Origin of the sequence: Peribacillus sp. FSL H8-0477, from assembly GCF_038002765.1 — a bacterium.
GTDB lineage: Bacteria > Bacillota > Bacilli > Bacillales > DSM-1321 > Peribacillus.
In genome coordinates this window covers 1,714,704-1,733,754 of record NZ_JBBODE010000002.1, presented here as the reverse complement: position 1 = coordinate 1,733,754, position 19,051 = coordinate 1,714,704, and the positions used below count along the sequence as shown (strand labels likewise).

General features: G+C 37.9%; 21 protein-coding genes, 1 other RNA gene and 2 riboswitches. Of the genes, 2 read left to right on the top strand and 20 right to left on the bottom strand.

Features of this window, described 5'->3' with window-relative positions:
* Positions 1–38: 38 nt before the first annotated feature.
* From MHI18_RS20205 to MHI18_RS20195, 3 genes are all read right to left on the bottom strand, one after another.
* Complete coding sequence (locus MHI18_RS20205) at positions 39–1,109, bottom strand: DmpA family aminopeptidase (RefSeq protein ID WP_340850092.1); 1,071 nt, start codon at positions 1,107–1,109, stop codon at positions 39–41.
* A 46-nt stretch (positions 1,110–1,155) separates the two neighbouring features.
* Positions 1,156–1,686, bottom strand: coding sequence for a thioredoxin domain-containing protein (locus tag MHI18_RS20200; RefSeq protein ID WP_340850090.1), 531 nt, complete (start codon positions 1,684–1,686; stop codon positions 1,156–1,158).
* A 143-nt stretch (positions 1,687–1,829) separates the two neighbouring features.
* Complete coding sequence (locus tag MHI18_RS20195; RefSeq protein WP_340850089.1) at positions 1,830–2,648, bottom strand: Cof-type HAD-IIB family hydrolase; 819 nt, start codon at positions 2,646–2,648, stop codon at positions 1,830–1,832.
* 262 nt (positions 2,649–2,910) lie between these two features.
* Between MHI18_RS20195 and MHI18_RS20190 the strand changes: the two genes are divergently transcribed.
* Positions 2,911–3,705, top strand: coding sequence for a histidinol-phosphatase HisJ family protein (locus MHI18_RS20190; RefSeq protein WP_340850087.1), 795 nt, complete (start codon positions 2,911–2,913; stop codon positions 3,703–3,705).
* A gap of 109 nt (positions 3,706–3,814) precedes the next feature.
* Here MHI18_RS20190 and MHI18_RS20185 read toward each other — a convergent pair whose 3' ends face one another.
* The 9 genes from MHI18_RS20185 to ssrS form a co-directional block, all read right to left on the bottom strand.
* Positions 3,815–4,024, bottom strand: a complete 210-nt coding sequence (locus MHI18_RS20185; protein ID WP_340850085.1) for a hypothetical protein — start codon at positions 4,022–4,024, stop codon at positions 3,815–3,817.
* Between the two features lie 316 nt (positions 4,025–4,340).
* Positions 4,341–4,859: a GNAT family N-acetyltransferase gene (locus MHI18_RS20180; RefSeq protein WP_340850083.1), complete on the bottom strand. Its 519-nt coding sequence runs from the start codon at positions 4,857–4,859 to the stop codon at positions 4,341–4,343.
* Between the two features lie 25 nt (positions 4,860–4,884).
* Positions 4,885–5,337, bottom strand: coding sequence for a MarR family winged helix-turn-helix transcriptional regulator (locus tag MHI18_RS20175; RefSeq protein WP_340850082.1), 453 nt, complete (start codon positions 5,335–5,337; stop codon positions 4,885–4,887).
* A 196-nt stretch (positions 5,338–5,533) separates the two neighbouring features.
* On the bottom strand, positions 5,534–6,298 hold the full coding sequence (locus MHI18_RS20170) for a 3-oxoacyl-ACP reductase (RefSeq protein WP_340850081.1): 765 nt from the start codon (positions 6,296–6,298) through the stop codon (positions 5,534–5,536).
* Positions 6,299–6,422: 124 nt separating this feature from the next.
* A riboswitch (TPP riboswitch) is annotated at positions 6,423–6,538 on the bottom strand.
* A 332-nt stretch (positions 6,539–6,870) separates the two neighbouring features.
* Complete coding sequence (locus MHI18_RS20165) at positions 6,871–7,044, bottom strand: hypothetical protein (RefSeq protein ID WP_340850080.1); 174 nt, start codon at positions 7,042–7,044, stop codon at positions 6,871–6,873.
* 17 nt (positions 7,045–7,061) lie between these two features.
* Entirely contained in the window at positions 7,062–7,796 is a 735-nt protein-coding gene (locus tag MHI18_RS20160) for a type II toxin-antitoxin system SpoIISA family toxin (protein WP_340850079.1), read from the bottom strand.
* Positions 7,797–7,878: 82 nt separating this feature from the next.
* Complete coding sequence (gene wrbA / locus MHI18_RS20155) at positions 7,879–8,487, bottom strand: NAD(P)H:quinone oxidoreductase (RefSeq protein WP_340850078.1); 609 nt, start codon at positions 8,485–8,487, stop codon at positions 7,879–7,881.
* A 301-nt stretch (positions 8,488–8,788) separates the two neighbouring features.
* Positions 8,789–10,087: a globin-coupled sensor protein gene (locus MHI18_RS20150; protein ID WP_340850077.1), complete on the bottom strand. Its 1,299-nt coding sequence runs from the start codon at positions 10,085–10,087 to the stop codon at positions 8,789–8,791.
* Positions 10,088–10,099: 12 nt separating this feature from the next.
* Positions 10,100–10,181, bottom strand: a riboswitch (cyclic di-GMP riboswitch).
* A gap of 144 nt (positions 10,182–10,325) precedes the next feature.
* A non-coding RNA gene (gene ssrS, locus MHI18_RS20145) (6S RNA) lies at positions 10,326–10,522 on the bottom strand.
* A gap of 191 nt (positions 10,523–10,713) precedes the next feature.
* Between ssrS and tatA the strand changes: the two genes are divergently transcribed.
* Positions 10,714–10,923, top strand: a complete 210-nt coding sequence (gene tatA, locus MHI18_RS20140) for a twin-arginine translocase TatA/TatE family subunit (protein ID WP_040373892.1) — start codon at positions 10,714–10,716, stop codon at positions 10,921–10,923.
* Between the two features lie 74 nt (positions 10,924–10,997).
* Here tatA and MHI18_RS20135 read toward each other — a convergent pair whose 3' ends face one another.
* The 8 genes from MHI18_RS20135 to MHI18_RS20100 form a co-directional block, all read right to left on the bottom strand.
* Entirely contained in the window at positions 10,998–11,183 is a 186-nt protein-coding gene (locus MHI18_RS20135; protein WP_340850076.1) for a DUF6440 family protein, read from the bottom strand.
* 460 nt (positions 11,184–11,643) lie between these two features.
* On the bottom strand, positions 11,644–12,273 hold the full coding sequence (kynB, locus tag MHI18_RS20130) for an arylformamidase (protein WP_340850075.1): 630 nt from the start codon (positions 12,271–12,273) through the stop codon (positions 11,644–11,646).
* Between the two features lie 15 nt (positions 12,274–12,288).
* A complete protein-coding gene (kynA, locus tag MHI18_RS20125; protein ID WP_340850341.1) occupies positions 12,289–13,128 on the bottom strand; it encodes a tryptophan 2,3-dioxygenase in 840 nt (279 codons plus the stop codon).
* A 16-nt stretch (positions 13,129–13,144) separates the two neighbouring features.
* Positions 13,145–14,533 (bottom strand): amino acid permease, encoded by a 1,389-nt coding sequence (locus MHI18_RS20120; protein ID WP_340850074.1) that lies wholly within the window; start codon positions 14,531–14,533, stop codon positions 13,145–13,147.
* 23 nt (positions 14,534–14,556) lie between these two features.
* Positions 14,557–15,843 (bottom strand): kynureninase, encoded by a 1,287-nt coding sequence (gene kynU, locus MHI18_RS20115; protein ID WP_445670049.1) that lies wholly within the window; start codon positions 15,841–15,843, stop codon positions 14,557–14,559.
* An 806-nt stretch (positions 15,844–16,649) separates the two neighbouring features.
* Positions 16,650–17,000, bottom strand: a complete 351-nt coding sequence (locus tag MHI18_RS20110; RefSeq protein WP_340850072.1) for a potassium channel family protein — start codon at positions 16,998–17,000, stop codon at positions 16,650–16,652.
* A gap of 41 nt (positions 17,001–17,041) precedes the next feature.
* On the bottom strand, positions 17,042–18,337 hold the full coding sequence (locus tag MHI18_RS20105) for a globin-coupled sensor protein (RefSeq protein ID WP_340850070.1): 1,296 nt from the start codon (positions 18,335–18,337) through the stop codon (positions 17,042–17,044).
* A 143-nt stretch (positions 18,338–18,480) separates the two neighbouring features.
* The gene (locus MHI18_RS20100; RefSeq protein ID WP_340850069.1) at positions 18,481–18,969 is read right to left on the bottom strand and encodes a metallophosphoesterase family protein; all 489 of its coding nucleotides are present in this window, start codon (positions 18,967–18,969) and stop codon (positions 18,481–18,483) included.
* Positions 18,970–19,051: the final 82 nt, after the last annotated feature.

Here is a 19,051-nt window from a genome sequence, read left to right as displayed (position 1 = left end):
AAAACATATAGAAGATTCATATACTCTGGCGTAAGTGATTACGCCTTTAAGCTTCCTTCTTTTCGGTTAGAATATTGATGAACAATACGCCCTTTTCTGCCTTTGGTTGTTTCAGCTTGTAAAAGTGAATGTAAGATTGCTTCTTCTGTAGCTTCAGCGGCAGCAACAAATAATTGGTTAAATATGAAGTGGTCCTCTCGTAACAGTTTATATGTTTCATAGGGACTTTCAGAGTCATGCGGGATACTTTGAGCTGTTGAAAAACCGATAACAATATCACCGCTTCCATGACTCACATTACTCCCCGTTCTGCCAAGCCCGATTCCACAACGCTTTATTACTCTTAACAACTGTCTGTCACTTAATGGGGCATCCGTTGCCAGAATAATAATAATGGATCCGTCAGATGTCTCGGCTAGCCCCTGTTGAAGAGTCTCTGTCAGCCCCGTATATGTATCTGTTAGAAATTCCTCTTCCTTGCCAAAGTTACTTAAAACTAAACAGCCAATTGTATACTGTATCTCCAATTCTTCTAGTTTAACCACTCTAGAAGAGGTCCCTATCCCTCCTTTAAATCCGAAACAAATCATTCCTTTCCCTGCTCCAACCGCTCCTTCTTCAGCCTTATCTGCAGCGGCCTTTTGAATCGCTTCCACTGCATGCTTAGAATGAACTGGGAAATGCCGAATAGAATTGAGATAACTATCATTACATTCCCCTACAACAATATTTATTGTCCCGGTTGTCTCCCCGATTTCAGGATTTTGTTTCAGCATATATTCCAGCGTCCCCTGAGTAACCGCAGGCACTCCAAATGTATTAGTCAGCATAATGGGTGACTCAAGAACACCAAGTTCATTAACTTGGACAAGTCCAGTCGACTTGCCAAAACCATTAAGTACATAACTAGCTGCTGTTAGTTTTTCCTTAAATAGATTTCCTCCATGCGGCAGAATGGCGGTCACACCCGTGCAAGCCGCTTCCTCTCCATCTGCATCTAACGGAAAATCCAGTGTAACATGCCCTACTCTTACATCTGCAACATCCGTAATACAATTCTTCTTTCCTGTTGGCAGCTTACCTATTTTAAGGGCTTTTACTTTTTCCATGAAGTCCTCCAAGACAAAACAGACAGGAGACTATACTCCTTCTGTTCTAGTACGTAATTTTACTAGTTAATGCCGACTCAATCTCAGCGGTTAATTCAGCTGCTGAGATTTCAGTTGGATATTGGTATTCCTTATTATTAATAAAAACCGTAGGCACCATTTTTACTTTTCTTTGAATTGCCTCAGCCGTTACCTTCAGACTGATATCCGTGTTCTTTGGTTCTTCCTTTAATTGATAGTTATCTGTCAATAGCTTTTTTATTTCTTGATTATTCAATTGGTCCCATTGTTCTTGTGTTTCAAATAATTCCTTCATAGTTTCTCTTACACGGGACGAATCCTCGTAATCTAGAAATAAATTAACTAATGTCCCATTTAACAGCATTTCCCTTGGCTTATCATAGTGTTTAACAATGTAAGTGACTTGATCATTATCTATGTAGTCTTTTAAAGACTCTTCCGCCAAACTAAAAAATGTTGCACAATACGGACATGCTAAATTTAAAAACACTTCAACCTTCACAGGTGCTTCTCTATAACCATAACTTAGTTCACTATTTTCAATTTGGTTTCCCATTTATCCCACTCACTTTCTTCTAAAACACTATTTTGTATTTCCATAAATTATAGTAATCCCTACTAAAAGTGTCAACTTTAACTGTTTGATTGTTCAGATATTTAAATAAAAAAGAAAATGTCACGAGGACATTTTCTTAGATCTCAAATTAAAATTGGTTTTGGATCATTCTTTAAAAGCTGATTCACTGCATAAGCAAATCCGTTTTCGTCATTTGATTTGGTTACCATGTCCGCTGCTGCTTGAATAGCTATAGGTGCATTAGCCATTGCGACTGAAGTAGTCGCTACCTCGAACTGCCCAAGATCGTTTCCTCCGTCACCAAATGCAATAATTTCTTCAAAGGAAACATTCATTAATTGCTGATAGCGTAACAAGGCCTTCCCTTTATGTGCTTCATCTGAAGTGATTTCAACATTATTAGGAAAAGACGAAGCCGTTGATAGACCCATAACATCTTTTAATGCCATTTTGACACTTTCTATTTTATGAACCTGACTAGGATGTACCAAGGCAATAAGTTTATATACTTTTAAATCGTCTTTTGCAAGGAGCTCCGTGTAATCTGTTTCTAAGAAAAGCTGGTTCAACTCTTCTTCAGTTTTTTGGTGCAGCGGTGGAAGCGTGGATGGAAAACCACCATAATTGGTATAAACCAGTATGCCGACGTCTAGTGTATTTAATGCTGTGAACACCTCTTGATACGTTGAGGCAGGCAATGTGGTTTCGTATAAAAGTTCTCTGTCTTTGGTATATAAAACTGCACCATTTATACAGAAAATCGGCAGTTCAAGTTTTTGTAAATCTTCAATTTTAACGACATCCGAATAGGCGCGGCCAGTGTTTAAAATGACTTCATGTCCTCTTGCTTTCAACTCATATATAGCTTCTACGTTTTCTTTAGATACTTGATGTTTTGAGTTTAATAATGTTCCGTCTAAATCTATCGAAAAACATTTCATTATATGCGTGCCTCCACTTTTGTTAAGATAATTGATAGGACCCATCATACTATGGTTGTACATATAACTCAATACTTCTTCAATTTTACCACTGATTGGTTTAGAAGACGTTTAATAATGTGTTTTTTTCAAGTTTTTATCTCATGACTCATTATGTGTGCCCACTAGCAAATACCCCTTCATTGCCACATTCCATATCATTTGCTAGACTTATTTATATAAAGATTTGTTAAACGTCATCACCGAGAGGATATCAAAGCTTATGCACATAATGGATTATCATCATCATACAAACCATTCATTCGATTCTAAAGCTTCAATGAAAGATGTCTGTATGGCTGCCATAGAAAAAGGGATTAAAGAGATTTGCTTCACAGAACACTTTTCAGTGAATCCACTCGCCCCCACTTTTGGCCATATGGATTTCAATCGTTATTTCACCGAAATTAATGAGTGCCAAGAACAGTTTGGTAGTCAATTAATCATAAAAGCTGGCATTGAACTGTGCGAACCGCACTTACTTAAAGAAAAATACGAAAGCATACTGACACCATTAAACTTAGATTTCATTTTAGGATCCGTTCATAATATAGATAATCTAAAATTAAGTGCCTATCTAAAACAGGTACCGGCAGGCATTGCTTATCAAGGGTATTTTGAAGAAGTATATAAAATGGTATGTACGGCTGATATAGATGTCATTGCACACCTAGACTTATTAAAACGCTATGCGGTCAAAACTATTGGGATGTATACGTTTGAGGAGCACAAAGACGTAATAGAAGCTATACTAAAAAAAGCAATCGATCGGAATATCGGTATCGAAATTAACACCTCAGGTCTTAGAGGGCATTTGCAGCAGTCCCTTCCATCTATGGATGTTCTCTCACTTTATCATCAACTAGGCGGCGAAATTCTGACGCTCGGTTCCGATTCTCATTTTGTAAAAGATGTCGGTGCGAATTTAGAGGACGCTGCTGCTATGGCGAAACAATGCGGGTTTACACACGTATATAAATTTGAAAATAGAATTCCAATGAAAATAGAGCTGACATAACATAAAAGTGTGTTTAAAAGTCTGAGATGGCTTTGAGCACGCTTTTTAAATTGTGGTGTAATTTAGAGATTAGAAGGAACTGTAAAGAGAAACGTGGCATACAGAATCCCTACTTTACTTCCAAAGCGAATGCATAGTAAGCATCTCCGTTTGATACATGTTCTTCCTTTTCATCCATCCACCATACACTATAATAATAAACAAATACTCCTTTTTGTGTCGGGGCGGAAAACCCATTTTCCTTGAGCGAGATTTCCTTTTCAAGGTCTCCATTAAGTAGTGTAAGTGTGTATTCATTCGGTTTTGGTTTGTAGTCCATGAAGATAGCTATGTTTTCGCCAGGCTTGGGTTATTGAAAATGGGTCGCTAATCTTTAGTCTATTTCAATAGATACACTTTATAGGAAGACCTGCTGACTAAGTTTCCATGGGGGTATTTTATCTGTTTTTCAGCTCTTCCCGCCATTAATCCCGTCTGGGCTCCACGTATTCCCTTCTGAGATGGCCATAATCCCGTCTGGATCTTGCTTATTCCCGTCTAGTGGCACCATATTTCCGTCTGGTCATGATTTTTAGCTTCAAAATACCCCATAGGGCACCACGAAAAAAACATCTTTGACTTTTCATCCGAAAAAATTAAATGAGTGTTTTAATCATTATATAGTCGACTTGTACTTCATCACCCATATAAAAAGAGTGGGCACCCGTCTGAACAAACCCCTTTTTCTTATAAAAAGCAATAGCATTTTCGTTTTTTTCCCATACACCTAGCCAGATTTTATTTTTTTTAGACTCCGCTGCAATTTCCATTGCTTTATTTAGGAGGCACTTCCCAAGGCCATGTTTTTGAAACTTGTTTCGAATATAAATCCTTTCAATTTCAAGTGATTCCTCACCTATTTCTTCAGACTGAGCATCATCGATGTTGACCTTCAAATATCCTGCGACATCATCATTAACATAAACAAAATAGAATTGCGAAGAAGGATTGGATAATTCTATTTCTAATTGTTTTAAGTTAAACGCCTTTTCCAAATAGGCATCCATGTTTTCGGGTGAATTTTGATGCTTAAATGTATCATTAAACGTTTCATGACTAATTTCTTGAAGTTCATAGGAATCTTCAAGGGTACACTTTTTTATATTAATAGTCATTTGGATAAGTCGCTCCTCTATATAATCAGTAATTTCTCTTATTTCCTTTTTTTACAAATACCCATTCTTTTTCTACATTTTCTCTTATTCTTTGGAGAAGATTGAAAGTGGTTTCTGCTTCTTTCTCGGAAAACCCCTCTAATGCCCTGATATTAGAATAATCATTTTCTCTTTTTATGAAAGGATAAACACTTTCTCCCTTTTCTGTAGGAAAGAGTTTTTTAATTTTTTTGTTATGTGCATCTCCCTTCTTTTCAATAAAGCCATTAATTTCGAGTTTTTGTACTGCACGAGCTGCCGTTGTTCGATCTACTTTTATCATTTCAGCTAACTTTTCTTGAATGATTCCGCGGTTTTCACATATTCGAACTAGGTACAAATACTGCCCTTTTGTAAGGTCAAATTCTTTAAACTCTATATTACTTATAGAATCTAATGACCTCGCTATCATTCCAATCTCACGTAAAATTTCCTTCATATTTACTCCTTTGAATATTTTTTTGTTGCAAATACAACATGAGTAGTATGCATTTTGTTTAACTAGAATTTATTGCATTTGCAACAAAAATAGAAGTTGAGTTAAGTCAAATTTTTATAATTTGACTAGTAACCTTTGGTATTTCCTTGACTGCCCTTATAACTCCCCTATGAAACCTATATGGTTTTAAATCCATTCAATCCATCACTAATCCGCCATCCACTACTAAATTTTGACCAGTAACGGCACGGCTCCAAGGGGATGCAAAAAACAAGACTGCATCTGCCACATCTTCTGGACTTGTGACCTTTTGTAATGGTGTACTATCTCGGATTATGGTAAAGACTTCCGCAGATGTTTTTGAACTAGCATCGGTTTCTTTTAAAAGTCCTCCAGAGACCATGTTTACAGTAATACCTTTTTCTCCTAATTCTTTGGCCATGCTGCGTGTAAAACCGAGTAAAGCCGCCTTGCTTGTATTGTAGTCATGATAAGCCACCACAGGATTTTGAAAAAGATTTGTGCCAATATTGATAACACGGCCAAATTTTCTTTGCTCCATATCATTGATCGCAGCTTGTACAGTATGTAGTGAAGCTTTTACACTTCCTTCTAATTGTACTTGATACTCATCCCATGTGATTGTTTCTGCTGTATGCCTGTTGGTGGCATCAAATTGGAAATTTACTAATGCATTGTTTACGACTGTAGTTATGTTCTCACCAAAATGATTTTTAGCCAACTTGAATAGGGTCTCTATGTCAGATTGATTCCTAACATCCGCTTTAATGGCTATAGCATGATCCTTACCGATACTGTCTACTACTTGTTGAGCTTTTTCTTCATTCTGAAAATAATTAACAATGACGCGAGATCCTTCACGTCCAAATGCTTTAGCAATTGCTGCACCTAGTCCTCTACTACTACCCGTCACTAATACAACTTGATCTTTTAATTCCATAACATCCAACTCCTTCAATAAAAGAATATTTCATTCTCACCTAGACGATTCCAAAGGACTAAACAGCATAAAAAAACCGCACCCAACATATAAGTTGGACCCGGCTTATGATTAGAAGTATTGTTTTAAATAATGCTAACTTCCCCACGCTGGTATGAGCCAGATCAGGTCCCAAGAGTCAAGAATTTTCAACGTACTTCTCTCTCAGCCCTACTTAATTGGACTCCCCTAGTTATATTTTATTCAATTCTTTTAATATTGTATAGTAGCTTCACATGTAGGATTAGTATGGGTTTTGATTTGTCCGAGATTAAAGAAAGGCAGCTCTTAAATAATCTTCTATAATAATCTCCATCGTTTTTTCTTTAGTTTTTGCAAGTACTTTAGGAGATTCACGTTATTTTCATGCATTTTTTGATCCGATGGTGCTGGTGATGGTTCCGGTATGTTTACTCTGCTCGGTTTTCGATTCATGAGATCCGTCCTTTTTCAATGCTAGTGATTTTCTGTAGTATATGCAGTATGTAAAAAAACATGAAAAAGAACAAGGAAATTAGTTTCCTTGCTCTTTTTTAAAAAATTGCCCGCAAACGGCTGAATACCGTTCGTTTTTGTTTATGGATAATTTGCTCATTTTGAGCCATTAGTTTTTTTGTATGGGGACTTAAACCGACTTCCGGTGTTTTTACCTTTGGTTTTCTTACTGCTACAGAAGCATGTTCACTGCCCTTATCGTAGATACTCATTTTATCCATCACCGCCTTTATCGCTGCTTTATCACCATATCAAAGATCATAATCAGAAGAGCTATAAGTAAACAATCTACTTCAGATACAAAGGAACGTGATTTGACTTTTATGATATATGGGTCAGTTAATATACTAACAGGATTTAGCGCCATCTTCTCTTCATCGTTGTAATACGTATCCTCTCGTTCTAATGTAGCACGGATAGCACTTGTATTCAAGTCGTTCAACCCAGAAAGTGCCAATTGCTTATCTTGGTCCGTTTTAAAAGGCAAGATATGAACATTCATTCCATCTTTCTCCACATAAGCCTGTAAGAGGATACTTAAATAGTCAAGATACTCCTGATTGGTTTGGTAGTACTCAGGAATCCCCTCTTTTTTCAATAAAGAAAACATGTTTTTTATTTTTTCTCTGTTGTCTGTTAATACTTTATCATTTTCGGCTACTGCTTTCGTTGCAGCTGTAAGCTCATGATCGCCAACCTTAGATATATACATACTCAGAAAAACAAACATATCAATTAAAACAATAATCACTGCAACGATTATATAATTCTTCCAGCTGTCAAAGATGCTCATCGGCTGAACTGTCCAAAAAATTAAAGCACCTAAAATAAAAATAAGATACCACGTTTTCCGGATTACTTCGATTTTTTTACTTACCGCTTCCTTATTTCTCCATGATAGAAAAACATATGCCAGAAGTGCGGTAAATATAACCCAAACAAAAACCCTGAAAAACAAAAGCATAGAACTCGATCCCCCTTTAAAAGAAAGGTTCGAGTTCGCTCTTTCATTTCCCTTTATTTTTCCAATTTATTAAAATCTTTTCTTATTCCAAGCCTTTTTTCACCCATTCTGCAACTGATACCGTTCGTTTTGCTTGATATTTCACTGCTTCCTCCACGTCTTCCTTCATTTTTCCCTCTTGGTCGACAGTAACACTGGTTCCATACGGATTGCCTCCGGCAGTAACCGTCACTGGATCCGTATAGCCCGGAGCTGCCACAATGGCCCCCCAATGATACATCGATGTGTAAAGCGAAAGAATCGTCGCTTCCTGACCTCCATGTGGATTCTGAGCAGAAGCCATGGCACTCACAACTTTATTAGCAAGTTTCCCTTCTGCCCAAAGTCCGCCAGTTGTATCTAAAAACTGTTGGAACTGTGAGGGTACATTCCCATAGCGAGTTGGGGTACTGAAAATAAACGCATCTGCCCATTCCAAATCTTCTAGTGCCACTTCTGCTATTTCCTTCGTTCTCTCAATGGTCCTTTGCCAAATTTCATTTCCTTCAATGACTTCTGCTGGTGTTGTTTCCTTCACTTTCAGAATCTTTACCTCTGCACCCGCTTCTTTCGCTGCTTCTGCGGCCCAAGAGGCTAACTGATAATTCGTTCCGGTAGAGCTATAGTAGATAATCGCTAATTTTACAGACATGTAATTTTTACCTCCAGAGAATGTATCGTTACACTTCTTCTACCCAAAACCATGCAATTTGTAATCACTTTTCAAAAAGTTTAAACGAATTAAAAAAAAGACCTTCTATTACGAAGGTCTTTACGCATGATTAAGTGCTTTTGGGGAAGTATGCTATTTTTTCCCAAGTATTTTAATTCTTGATTGCCCCCATTTTACATAGGTAGTAGTCAATGTTAACCCTCCCCCAAAAATCACTAGTAAGAATTTTGACTAAAAGAAAAAGGATCACAACAGGATCCCATCATCTGTACAAGCAACATTAACCGTTGTTAGCTATTCCATCCAACTGTTCCGCTGAAGCTGAAACGCTTGCTGTTGCTTCTCCGATTTCTTCAATCACGTAGACAAGTCCGTTCATTTTTCTATCAATGGTAGATAAAGTTTGAGCACTTTCAATAATTGATTCAGCTATATGAGTAAAAACCTGTTTTGTCTCTTTAGAAGTCGATACACCTGATTGTACGGCCGATTTAACATGTTCAAGTGATTCCATCACTTTCTCCGTATTTACGTCTGAAGCAGTAATAAGTGTACGGATTTCCGAAACAGAATCCTTTGTTTGCTCAGAAAGCTTCCTGACCTCTTGTGATACTACGGCAAATCCTCTGCCATGTTCGCCCGCTCGAGCAGCTTCAATCGCTGCATTAATGGCAAGCATATTTGTTTTTTCCGCGATTTCTTCAACGATACGGACAATCTCTGTAATTCGTTGAGTCGATGTGACTAATTGTAGAGTACGGTCTGTCATGGCTTGTGTATCATTGTTAATCAAATAGATCTTTGTCAATAATTCATTTAGCTTTTCCTGTCCTTCAACTGACATTTCTTGGACAGTATTCGATTGCTCGATGCTAGCTGCCATTTGATTCTTTACTCCTATACTACTGTTTACCAAGGTTTCAACCGATGTAATGGTCTTCTCTGCCAATGAAACCAGATCTTTGCTTACAGCAGTAATTTCTCCTTGGATTGCCTGCCTGCCTTGCGTATATGTATTATGGATCATTTCAGCATTTTGACGTTCATAGGCTTCTAAAACAATTTGCTGTTCCAGACTAAGTATTTTGGTAACAGCCGATAAGAGTTGCTGAAGTTCTCCAATATCCTCAGTTTTATTACAGATAATTGTCAAAAGTGAATTTTGTAAATTTTGAAAGGCACCCATATACCATGCTGGCTGCAATCCAATTTTATAATGTGCTTTCGCAACTCTATCCCTTATTTCTAAAAATTTTTCATCAATATGACCGGAAAACAACTCAATCACATGTACTTTCAATGTTGACCTTAGTTTTTCGAGCATACTATACGATTCAATTATATGTTTCAAAGCAGGAACTTCAATAATAGTGGAATAAAAGTCATCAACCAATTGGTCAATATGTTCCTCAACTACAGGCTGCAGGCATTTTATTACGTGCAAATCTGATTCAGAAAGGCGGATCATCTTCAATTTCTGTAGTATAGCTGGATCGGTAACGCTGATAGAGATATCTGTTTTATTGCCTTGTACTAACCAATGGGTATTAACTGATTTCTTCTTTAGTAATCCTAACATTCCATTTATCCCCTTATTGGCCGGTTGCGCTACTCACTCCTATTCTTTCAAGCGCCCAGTTAGCGAAAGAATAATCCACGTTTCCTTTTCTTAGTCTGTTATTTTTATATAGTATTATCATTTTACTTTGCAGAAAGACAAATGAAAAGAAAAATTTCCCAGACCTCAACAAATTGAACACATTCTTTAGAATGCACAAAAAAACCAGTTCCAAAAGGAACTGGTTTGCGTGTTTAAAGTAGAAGCCGCCTTTGCCGTAAATAGTGTAAGAAAGTTTTAGACCACTTTGTCAAAAAGTGGGTGCTCGCAAAAGCAATCCTGTATGTCCTCAGTGCATTTACTGCAGAGGCCTGACATTCCTGCTTTGATAATAAAACTCCCTGTTACAACTTAAAGGTTAAAACTTAATTATCGTTACGTACAACGCAGCTTGTATATGTATAATATCCAATCTGAAAGAAAAATACAAGTACAAAAACTTCCAACTCAGAACTTTTTTTAATATATTTTTCACGCAGATTTTATAAATGTATATTCCTCCGCCTTTAAACCATTTCTATTTGCAATCTTTTACCAAAGAGCTATAATGGACATAGATTTAAAACATGTAGGAGTTGAACTAAATAATGTTATCAAACATTGGGGTACCCGGACTGATTATTATCTTAGTCCTAGCATTAATCATCTTTGGACCAAATAAACTCCCTGAAATTGGCCGTGCTGTTGGAAACTCATTACGTGAATTCAAAAAAGCCACGAATGATATTACTAGTGATATAAAAAGCGATGTCCAACAAGATATTGAACTTGCTAAAAAAGACGTGTCAACAAAATAAAAGCAGATCCCACTGGGTCTGTTTTTTATTTTGTGTCTTTCTATTTTTTAGGACATAGAGAAGCAGCCGTCGTATTATTCAACCGGTATAAAATCTTTATCAACTAAAGGTTTTCCATCTTTATCAACCCTAACAGTTAACCCAGAAGTTAGGCCGTCATTATGAAACATATATAGGACTCCTGTCTCATTATCACGAATGATTTTGGTAACCTCCATTTTCCCTTGAGTATAAACATCCTCAAACCGTTTATCTGCCACTAAAACCCACTTCCTTTTCGGTTTGTTGAAACAGCTTCTTTTGATATTACCACTATATGTAAAATAATTCCTTTTTCAACCTATGTGTACACAAAAAAAAACAGACCTCGTAGGGTCTGTTTTTTAAAACAAAAAGAAAGACGCCTGCATAAATGCAGGCGTCTGATGCGTTTGCGGCGAAAGACCGTTGGGCCACATCCCTACGTTAAGCCGAAGCTTAGTGTCTCGCGTCTTACGCAAATTAGCTCATCGCTATGTTAGTATAACACCTAGTCCTTGGAGATACAACCTTCTTTTTTATATTTTTATTTGTGCCTTCGTTTAAAGGATAAATTGATATGTTTTTCTCACTCAGCAGCCATCGCTGAGCTGTAGTGTATATTCTAACGAGATTATTATTGCAATACTTAATCTAAATTAAAACCCAATGAATCCATACATCATTGGGTTTTATAGTATTTTATTTAATTAGTTTCCGAATCACGGCTCGGACTGGGCTCCCATCAGCACCTGTTAATGAAAGCGGGAGTGCTGATAACTCGTACCAGCCGAGTTCGATGTTCTCCAGAACAAGACCTTCTAAAATATGAATACCGTTTTTTGCCAGTTCATGATGAGATGGGAGGTCTTTGCTGTCTAATTGATCAACTGTCGGTAAATCTAGACCGATTAACCGAACCCCCTTTTCTGCCAAGAATTTTGGCAAATCAAGATCAATAGTCGGAATGGATTGCGGAAAAACGGAACGATCTGTCCAGCTATTTGTTCGAATCAGCACCCTAGATACCTCTCCAAATTCGACTTCTTTAAAGTCAGATGCTTTAAGTGTATCGTTTCCATTCCATTCGATGAGTAAGGCAGGACCAATATAAAGATCCAAATCTAGCTCATGAACTTTTTTGCCGTGGTCATCAAAGTGGAATGGTGCATCGATGTGCGTACCAAAATGGGTACTCATAGTAAATTGTCCTACATTTACTGAGCCGCTTTCGGCCTTTGTACAACTAATTTTATAGACAAATTTGGTATCACCCGGCCACTCTACAGTTTGGGTATTTAACGCTTGAGAAATATCAATCCAATGTGACATCCTTCATTTCCTCCTTTATAATTTGGTTCTCAATGTCCATAATTCCGGGAAAAACTGCTGATCCAGCACCCGTTTTAAATAAGAAACCCCTGCTGAACCGCCAGTTCCCATTTTATGGCCGATAATTCTTTCCACTGTCGTCATATGATTAAATCGCCAAGATTGCTGTTGGCTGCCAATATCGATCAGTTTTTCTGCCAACTCATATAAGTCCCAATATTGTTCAACGTCTTGATAAACCATCAGCCAAGCCTTTTCAACACTTTCATTCACTTCATAAGTTTGTGAAAAATCTCGATTCAGCACACTTTCATCGATTGGCAGACCTCTAGCAGCCAGTGCCGTAATGGCTGCATCATAGATACTGGGCGCTTCAAGTGCTTTTTCCATAGTTTCAGCGAGTTCTGGTTGATGACGGAATACCGCTAGCAGTTGCGGATTCTTTTGTCCAAGGGAAAATTCAATTAGCCGATTTTGATGAGATTGAAACCCTGAGCTAGACCCTAGTTTATCCCGAAATTCCATATATTCAGCAGGAGTCAAGGTTGCTAAGACACTCCATGATTGTATAAGCTGCTGCTGAATTCGCGAAACCCGTGACAGCATTTTAAAAGAAGGCTCTAAGTTATCTTTTTGAATGCTTTCAATTGCGGTTTTTAATTCATGGAGAATTAACTTCATCCATAATTCACTTGTTTGATGGATAATGATAAATAGCATTTCATCGTGATGATCAGACAGTCTGTGCTGACTTGAGAGAATGCTGTCCAAATGCAAATAATCACCATATGACATCTCTTTTTTAAAATCAGTCCGAATGCCTGAATCTAATTTCTTATCATCTTGGTTCACGATATAGCCTCCTAGTGAGTCAGCTCACTCGTTTATTTTTCGTGTCGGTTGGCGATGATTTCTTTGTCCAGTTCATTATCTTAAACACAATACATAGGAAAATCAGCCATGGTACTCCGAATTGAAGCACAATTTTAAATGATGGTGTGAACCAAGTCGAAATCATTAAGGCTGCCAGCAATAAGCCGCCTAAGATTGTTAAATAAGGAAAACCGATCATCCGAACCGGCAACTGCCTGCCGCCTTTTTTACCCCAGTTTTTTCGGAAATACAAATGGGAAACAAAGATCATAAACCAAGTGAAAATGGCTCCAAACATTGAAATTCCCATCATGAAGGCGTAAGAAGTATCGGGTGAAAGCACCTTAACGAGAGCGGCTAGAATTACACCTAAAGTAGAAACAGCGACAGCTCTAGATGGCACCCCTTTTCTATTCACCTGATTAAACCAAGACGGTGCTTGTTTTTCCTGTGCAAGTGCGAAAATCATTCGAGTGGATGCATAAAGCTGACTGTTCATTGCTGAAAGAGCCGCTGTTAAGATAATAAAATTCATAACGCCCGATGCTCCGGGAATATTCAATATTTCCATGACCTTCACAAATGGACTTACTTCAATCCCGGCTGACTGCCAAGGTACAATCAGCAGCATAATACCAATCGTAAGAACATAAAAAGTCGATAAGCGGAAAACAGTCGCTTTCAGTGCCTTTGGAACGGCGACATCCGGATCTTTTGCCTCACCGGCTGTGACCGCAATCATCTCCGTACCAAGGAAACTGAATAACGAGATAAAGACCGCCACCCATAATCCCCACAAACCAAATGGCATGAAGCCTCCATCATTCACATAATTACTGAACCCTGTAGATGGAGTATCTGATCCAAGCAGAACGTACGCTCCTAATAAGACAAACAAGACAATTGCACTGATTTTAATCATAGAAAACCAATATTCAAATGAAGCGAACGTATGAACACTAGTGATATTTACATAAATAAGAATCGCTGCAAACAGCACAATCCAGATGACTCCAGGAACCGTTGAGAACCAATATTTCATATATACCGCAATCGCACTAACTTCCACGCCTACCGCTAAGACATTCGCAATCCAATACGAATAACGAACCAGAAAACCAGCCATGGGACTGATATATTTCTCAGCAATGGTTCCAAAGGATCCGGAGGTTGGGTAGGCCACGGTCATCTCAGCTAAACATCCCATCAGAAGCAATACAATGAACGCTCCTATTGCATAGCTTATAAGTACACTTGGACCAGCCGTTGATATGGCCAGACCGCTGCCAAGAAATAATCCTGTTCCAATAGCGCAGCCCATCGCGATCATTGTCAATTGATTTGTTTTTAGTTCACGTTTAAGTGAACCGCCTTGTTTTTTTTCCATGTTTCATCACCTTTTCTAACCTCTTAAGCGATCACTTCACGCTTATTTTCAAATTTTTCATATTGCTTGTCTTTCACAATGCTTTTCAAAGCTTGAACCGTCTCCCACATCTCCAGATATGTAGTATAAAGGGCAACAGGAGCCAGCCGAATAATATTAGGTTCACGGTAATCGGGGATAATTTTTTCTTCTTTAAGACATTTACAGATTCTCGCAGCCTCAATATGTTCCAAACAAATATGACCGCCTCTCCGCTGATCTTCTAGTGGATGCCCCATTTCAAAGCCCAGCCCAGACAGCTCTGACTTTATTAAATCACTAAAATATTGTGTGCAGTTCAGGGATTTTTCACGTACATTTTCTATACCTGCTTCCGCAAACATTTCAAGTGATCCTTTTAAAGGCGCCATACTTAAGATATGCGGAGTCCCAATCTGAAACGCTCCAGCATCTTTTGCTGGTGAAAAAATATGTTCCATATCAAATTGTTTGTCTTTCTTTGATCCAAACCAGCCTGTAAGACCAGGTAAAACACCAAAATGTCTCTTATTCACATATAATCCTGCAACACTGCCAGGCCCAGCATTCAGGTGCTTATAGTTGCACCAAAATGCAAAATCAACGTCCCAACGATCAAAGTAGTGAGGGACGGCCCCTACGGAATGGCAGCCATCAAACCCTATCAAAATACCTCTATCATGTGCTTCCTTTGTTAAACGAGCGATATCAAGAATTTGTCCGCTGCGATAAAGAACGGTTGGAAGAATAATTAAGGCAACTTCATCCGTCATTGATGCGATAATGTCCTCTTCCTCCAATATACGACCATCCCGGCTCTTCACTTGAATGAGATGCTGTTCTGAATCGTATCCACGCAGCTTCAACTGGCTCTGCAAAGCGTAAATATCACTTGGAAACGTTAACTCATCGGCAAGAATTTTAGTCCTGCGTCCTGACGGGTGATAAAACGTGGCTGTCAATTGATGTAAATTCATCGTTGTCGACCCAGTGACTATTACTTCATTAGCTTCTGCTCCAATCAATGGAGCCATCAAAGCACCGAGCCTTTCGGAAAAAGTAAACCACGGATTTTCCCCTTTTGTCCAGCCATCAATTCCATATTGTTTCCAATCATCCAGTGACGAGAGTAGACTTGCTTCAGCTCGCTTTGAAAGGAGCCCTAAAGAATTCCCATCCAGATAAATTGTCTCTGAATCAAGATAAAATTCATCCCTAAAGGATGCCAGTGGATCAATTAAATCTAAATGTATTGCATATTCCTTTGAAGCTTCAAACTGCCTATTCATGATATCCCTCCGTTTTCATAAAAGCCATCTATATGATTGCGTCACAAATTTATAATGCCAGCCGATTATAACTAACATTCGACAGAGGAGGAATAATTCCTGTTTACCCTCTATTCAAATTCCGCAATCTACATCAATGCAAAAGAAAAGATTAAAGCTCTTTTTCATATAAATGGCTTCTCGAGTAACATCATTTTTTGTCAGATGGGGGTTATTCGGCCATTACCGCTTGATAGGACTTCCAACTCTGGATAGTTACTCACTTTTAAATCAAAAAAGGGATAAATCCATTAAAAAAGGTCTTTTTCATATAAACGGCTTCTCGAGTAACATCATTTTTCTGTCAGTCGGAAGTTATTCGGCCCGTTTTCAATTTTATTCGGCCCATTCTTTAATATATTCGGCCCTTCCAGCCTTTTATTCGGCCCATTCTGCTATGTATTCGGCCCTTCCCCTTTCTACTCCAACTCTGGATAGTTACTCACTTTTAAACCCCAAAAACGAGAGAAACCTATTAAAAAAGCTGTTTTTTCATATAAACGGCTTCTCGAGTAACATCATCTTTCTGTAAGATGGGGGTTATTCGGCCCATTTTCGATTTTATTCGGCCCTTACCCATTACCACTTGATTGGACTTCCAACTCTGGTTAGTTACTCACTTTTAAACCCCAAAAAAGAGAAATCTATTTAAAATAGCTCTTTTTTTATATAAACGGCTGATCAAGTAACATCATCTTTCTATAAAATGGGGATTATTCGGCCCATTCTTTTACAAAACCAAAAAAAGCAAACCCTTATAAATAGTGGGTTTACTTTTGGTCTTCTTTTTTATCTTTGTTTAGGTAGCCGCTTTGCATGCTGAAGGCAATCTTACTAATGAACCCAAACATAAGCCCTATTCCTGCAATGGCATACACCATCGTAAATAGTTTTCCAAATGTGGTGCTTGGAGTAAAACTGTCGTCCCCAACCGTTGTTAAGGTCATCACACTGAAATATAGGGCATCAAGTACAGCAAGATTTTCAACCGTTGAGTAGAAGATGGAACCTGATACCAATGTTAGCAAAATAAGAAAAAACAAGACTTGAAACTCTTTTTCCTTGAAGGCATGTATAAGCGCCGTTACAAGCCGTTTTAAGGTAAGTATAAATGAGATCATCAACTAACTCCTTACTAAAATTAAAAGGTTAAGCGTGTATTTTATAATGAAGAAGTAAGTTGTGTCAATTGGTCAGAAGACGTGGCTACCTGTTCAAACGCCTGGTTAATCCCCTCAAAAATTGAAGTCAAATCAACCATTTCATCTGCTATTCTTACATTCTGGTCTTTCATTTGAAACATAGAATCTAGTATTTGAGCGAAAAATAAGTTCGTTTCAATAGATTCTTCTGTACCGTGCTTAATATCGCCATTTACCGATAATATCGATTCATGTATGGTTTCCGTATAAGTTTGAATGGCTTTTATTAAGGTTGATACCTCCGAAACGGATTTCTTAGTTGACTCAGCCAGCTTACGAACTTCATCAGCTACTACCGCAAACCCTCGCCCATTCTCACCTGCTCTAGCTGCTTCTATTGCTGCATTTAATGCAAGTAAATTGGTTTGTTCTGCGATAGAGGTTACCACGGTGACAATACTGTTAATTTGCTTCGAAGTCTCCGTTAAGTTGCTCATATCAGCAGATATTTTCTGCATATGAAGCTGTGATTGATTCATAATTTGCTCTACCTGTTTTAACCGAGCTGCCCCTTCCTTCGATTTTCTCTCGGTTTCAATAGCTATATCCAACCCAGTTGAGGTTAGAGAACGAATATCCGTTAATTTATGGTTAATTTCAATAGAAGATGAGCTCGTCTCCTCGCTGATAGCGGCTAATTCCTGTGCAGAACTATTTACATTTACTTTGAGATTTAATTGTTTATCTTCAATCCCTTGCCTAATCCGTTTATTTTCCTGCTCGTAGGCCTCTAAAACAATCTGCTGCTCTAGGTTGAAGATTTTCGTAATAGCTGCCATGACCTCCGAATATTCCTTAATTGTTTGCATATTGGGTGTAATTATAGTATTTACAGACAGCAGTAAATCCTGAAAAGCACACATATACCATGTTGGCTCAAGACCGATTCGCACATGAACATGGGCAATGATTGTACGCTGTTTGATATAATCATGATTAATCTTTCCTGAAAACATTTCATAAATATGCTTAATGAGTGTTTTCTTTAAACGATCGACACTACTCTGTTGGTTAATAATATCCATTAATGCCGCTCGATTCGAAAGGTTTTTATAAAAATTTGTCACCATGTCTTGTAGATGGTCTTCAATAACAGGCTGTAGAGAACGAATCATACATAAATCCTTTGTAGTTAGATGAATCATGTGGATTTGCTGACTAACATCCTGATGACCATCGACATCAATATAAACATCCTTTTCATATTGATCATAGTTTCTTTGCTCTAACTTAGGTCTAGTTAGTAAATTTCTCATAGATACTTCTCTCCTTGATATAGCCTAATCACAGTAACTGTTATAGTATACAGATTATGAAGAGAATATTCTAGAATAATAGTATAAAACTTACAATTTAACCAAAACAACACTTATTTTAATCTGGATTTAAAGGAAAGTAATTATTTAAAATATAGGTGATTAATTTCTAATGTATCTGTGATTTCCAATATCCCAAAAGAAAAGGATGGCTGTCTCCGTTTATCAGTAGGCGAACCCGGATTAAACACCCACATCCCGCCTATCTGTTTTTTTACTGGTATATGAGAATGGCCAAATATGAGCAAATCTAAAGATTCCTCTGAAAAAGCAGCGAGGGCTCGTTTTTCTGTCGTTTGTTTTTGTCCATGACCATGAACAACTCCAATTTTAAACCCTTTTATTTCGAGTAACTTCTTATCTGGGAATTGCTGTTTAATATGTTCGGAATCAACATTCCCGTATACTCCTTCAATAGGTCCGTATGGCCTGAGCATATCCAGCACTTCTATCGTCTGCCAATCACCTGCATGAATAATCAAATCTGCCTGCTTTAATTCTTGGACTAATTCAGATGGAAGCTCCTTGGCACGTTTTGGTATATGTGTGTCAGATAAAACAATCACCCTCATAAAAACACCCCCGCTTTAATACTTCATTCCAGCTAAATTCGTTTGACGGATTTCAATAACCTTTTTATACTAGTGTGAGCTA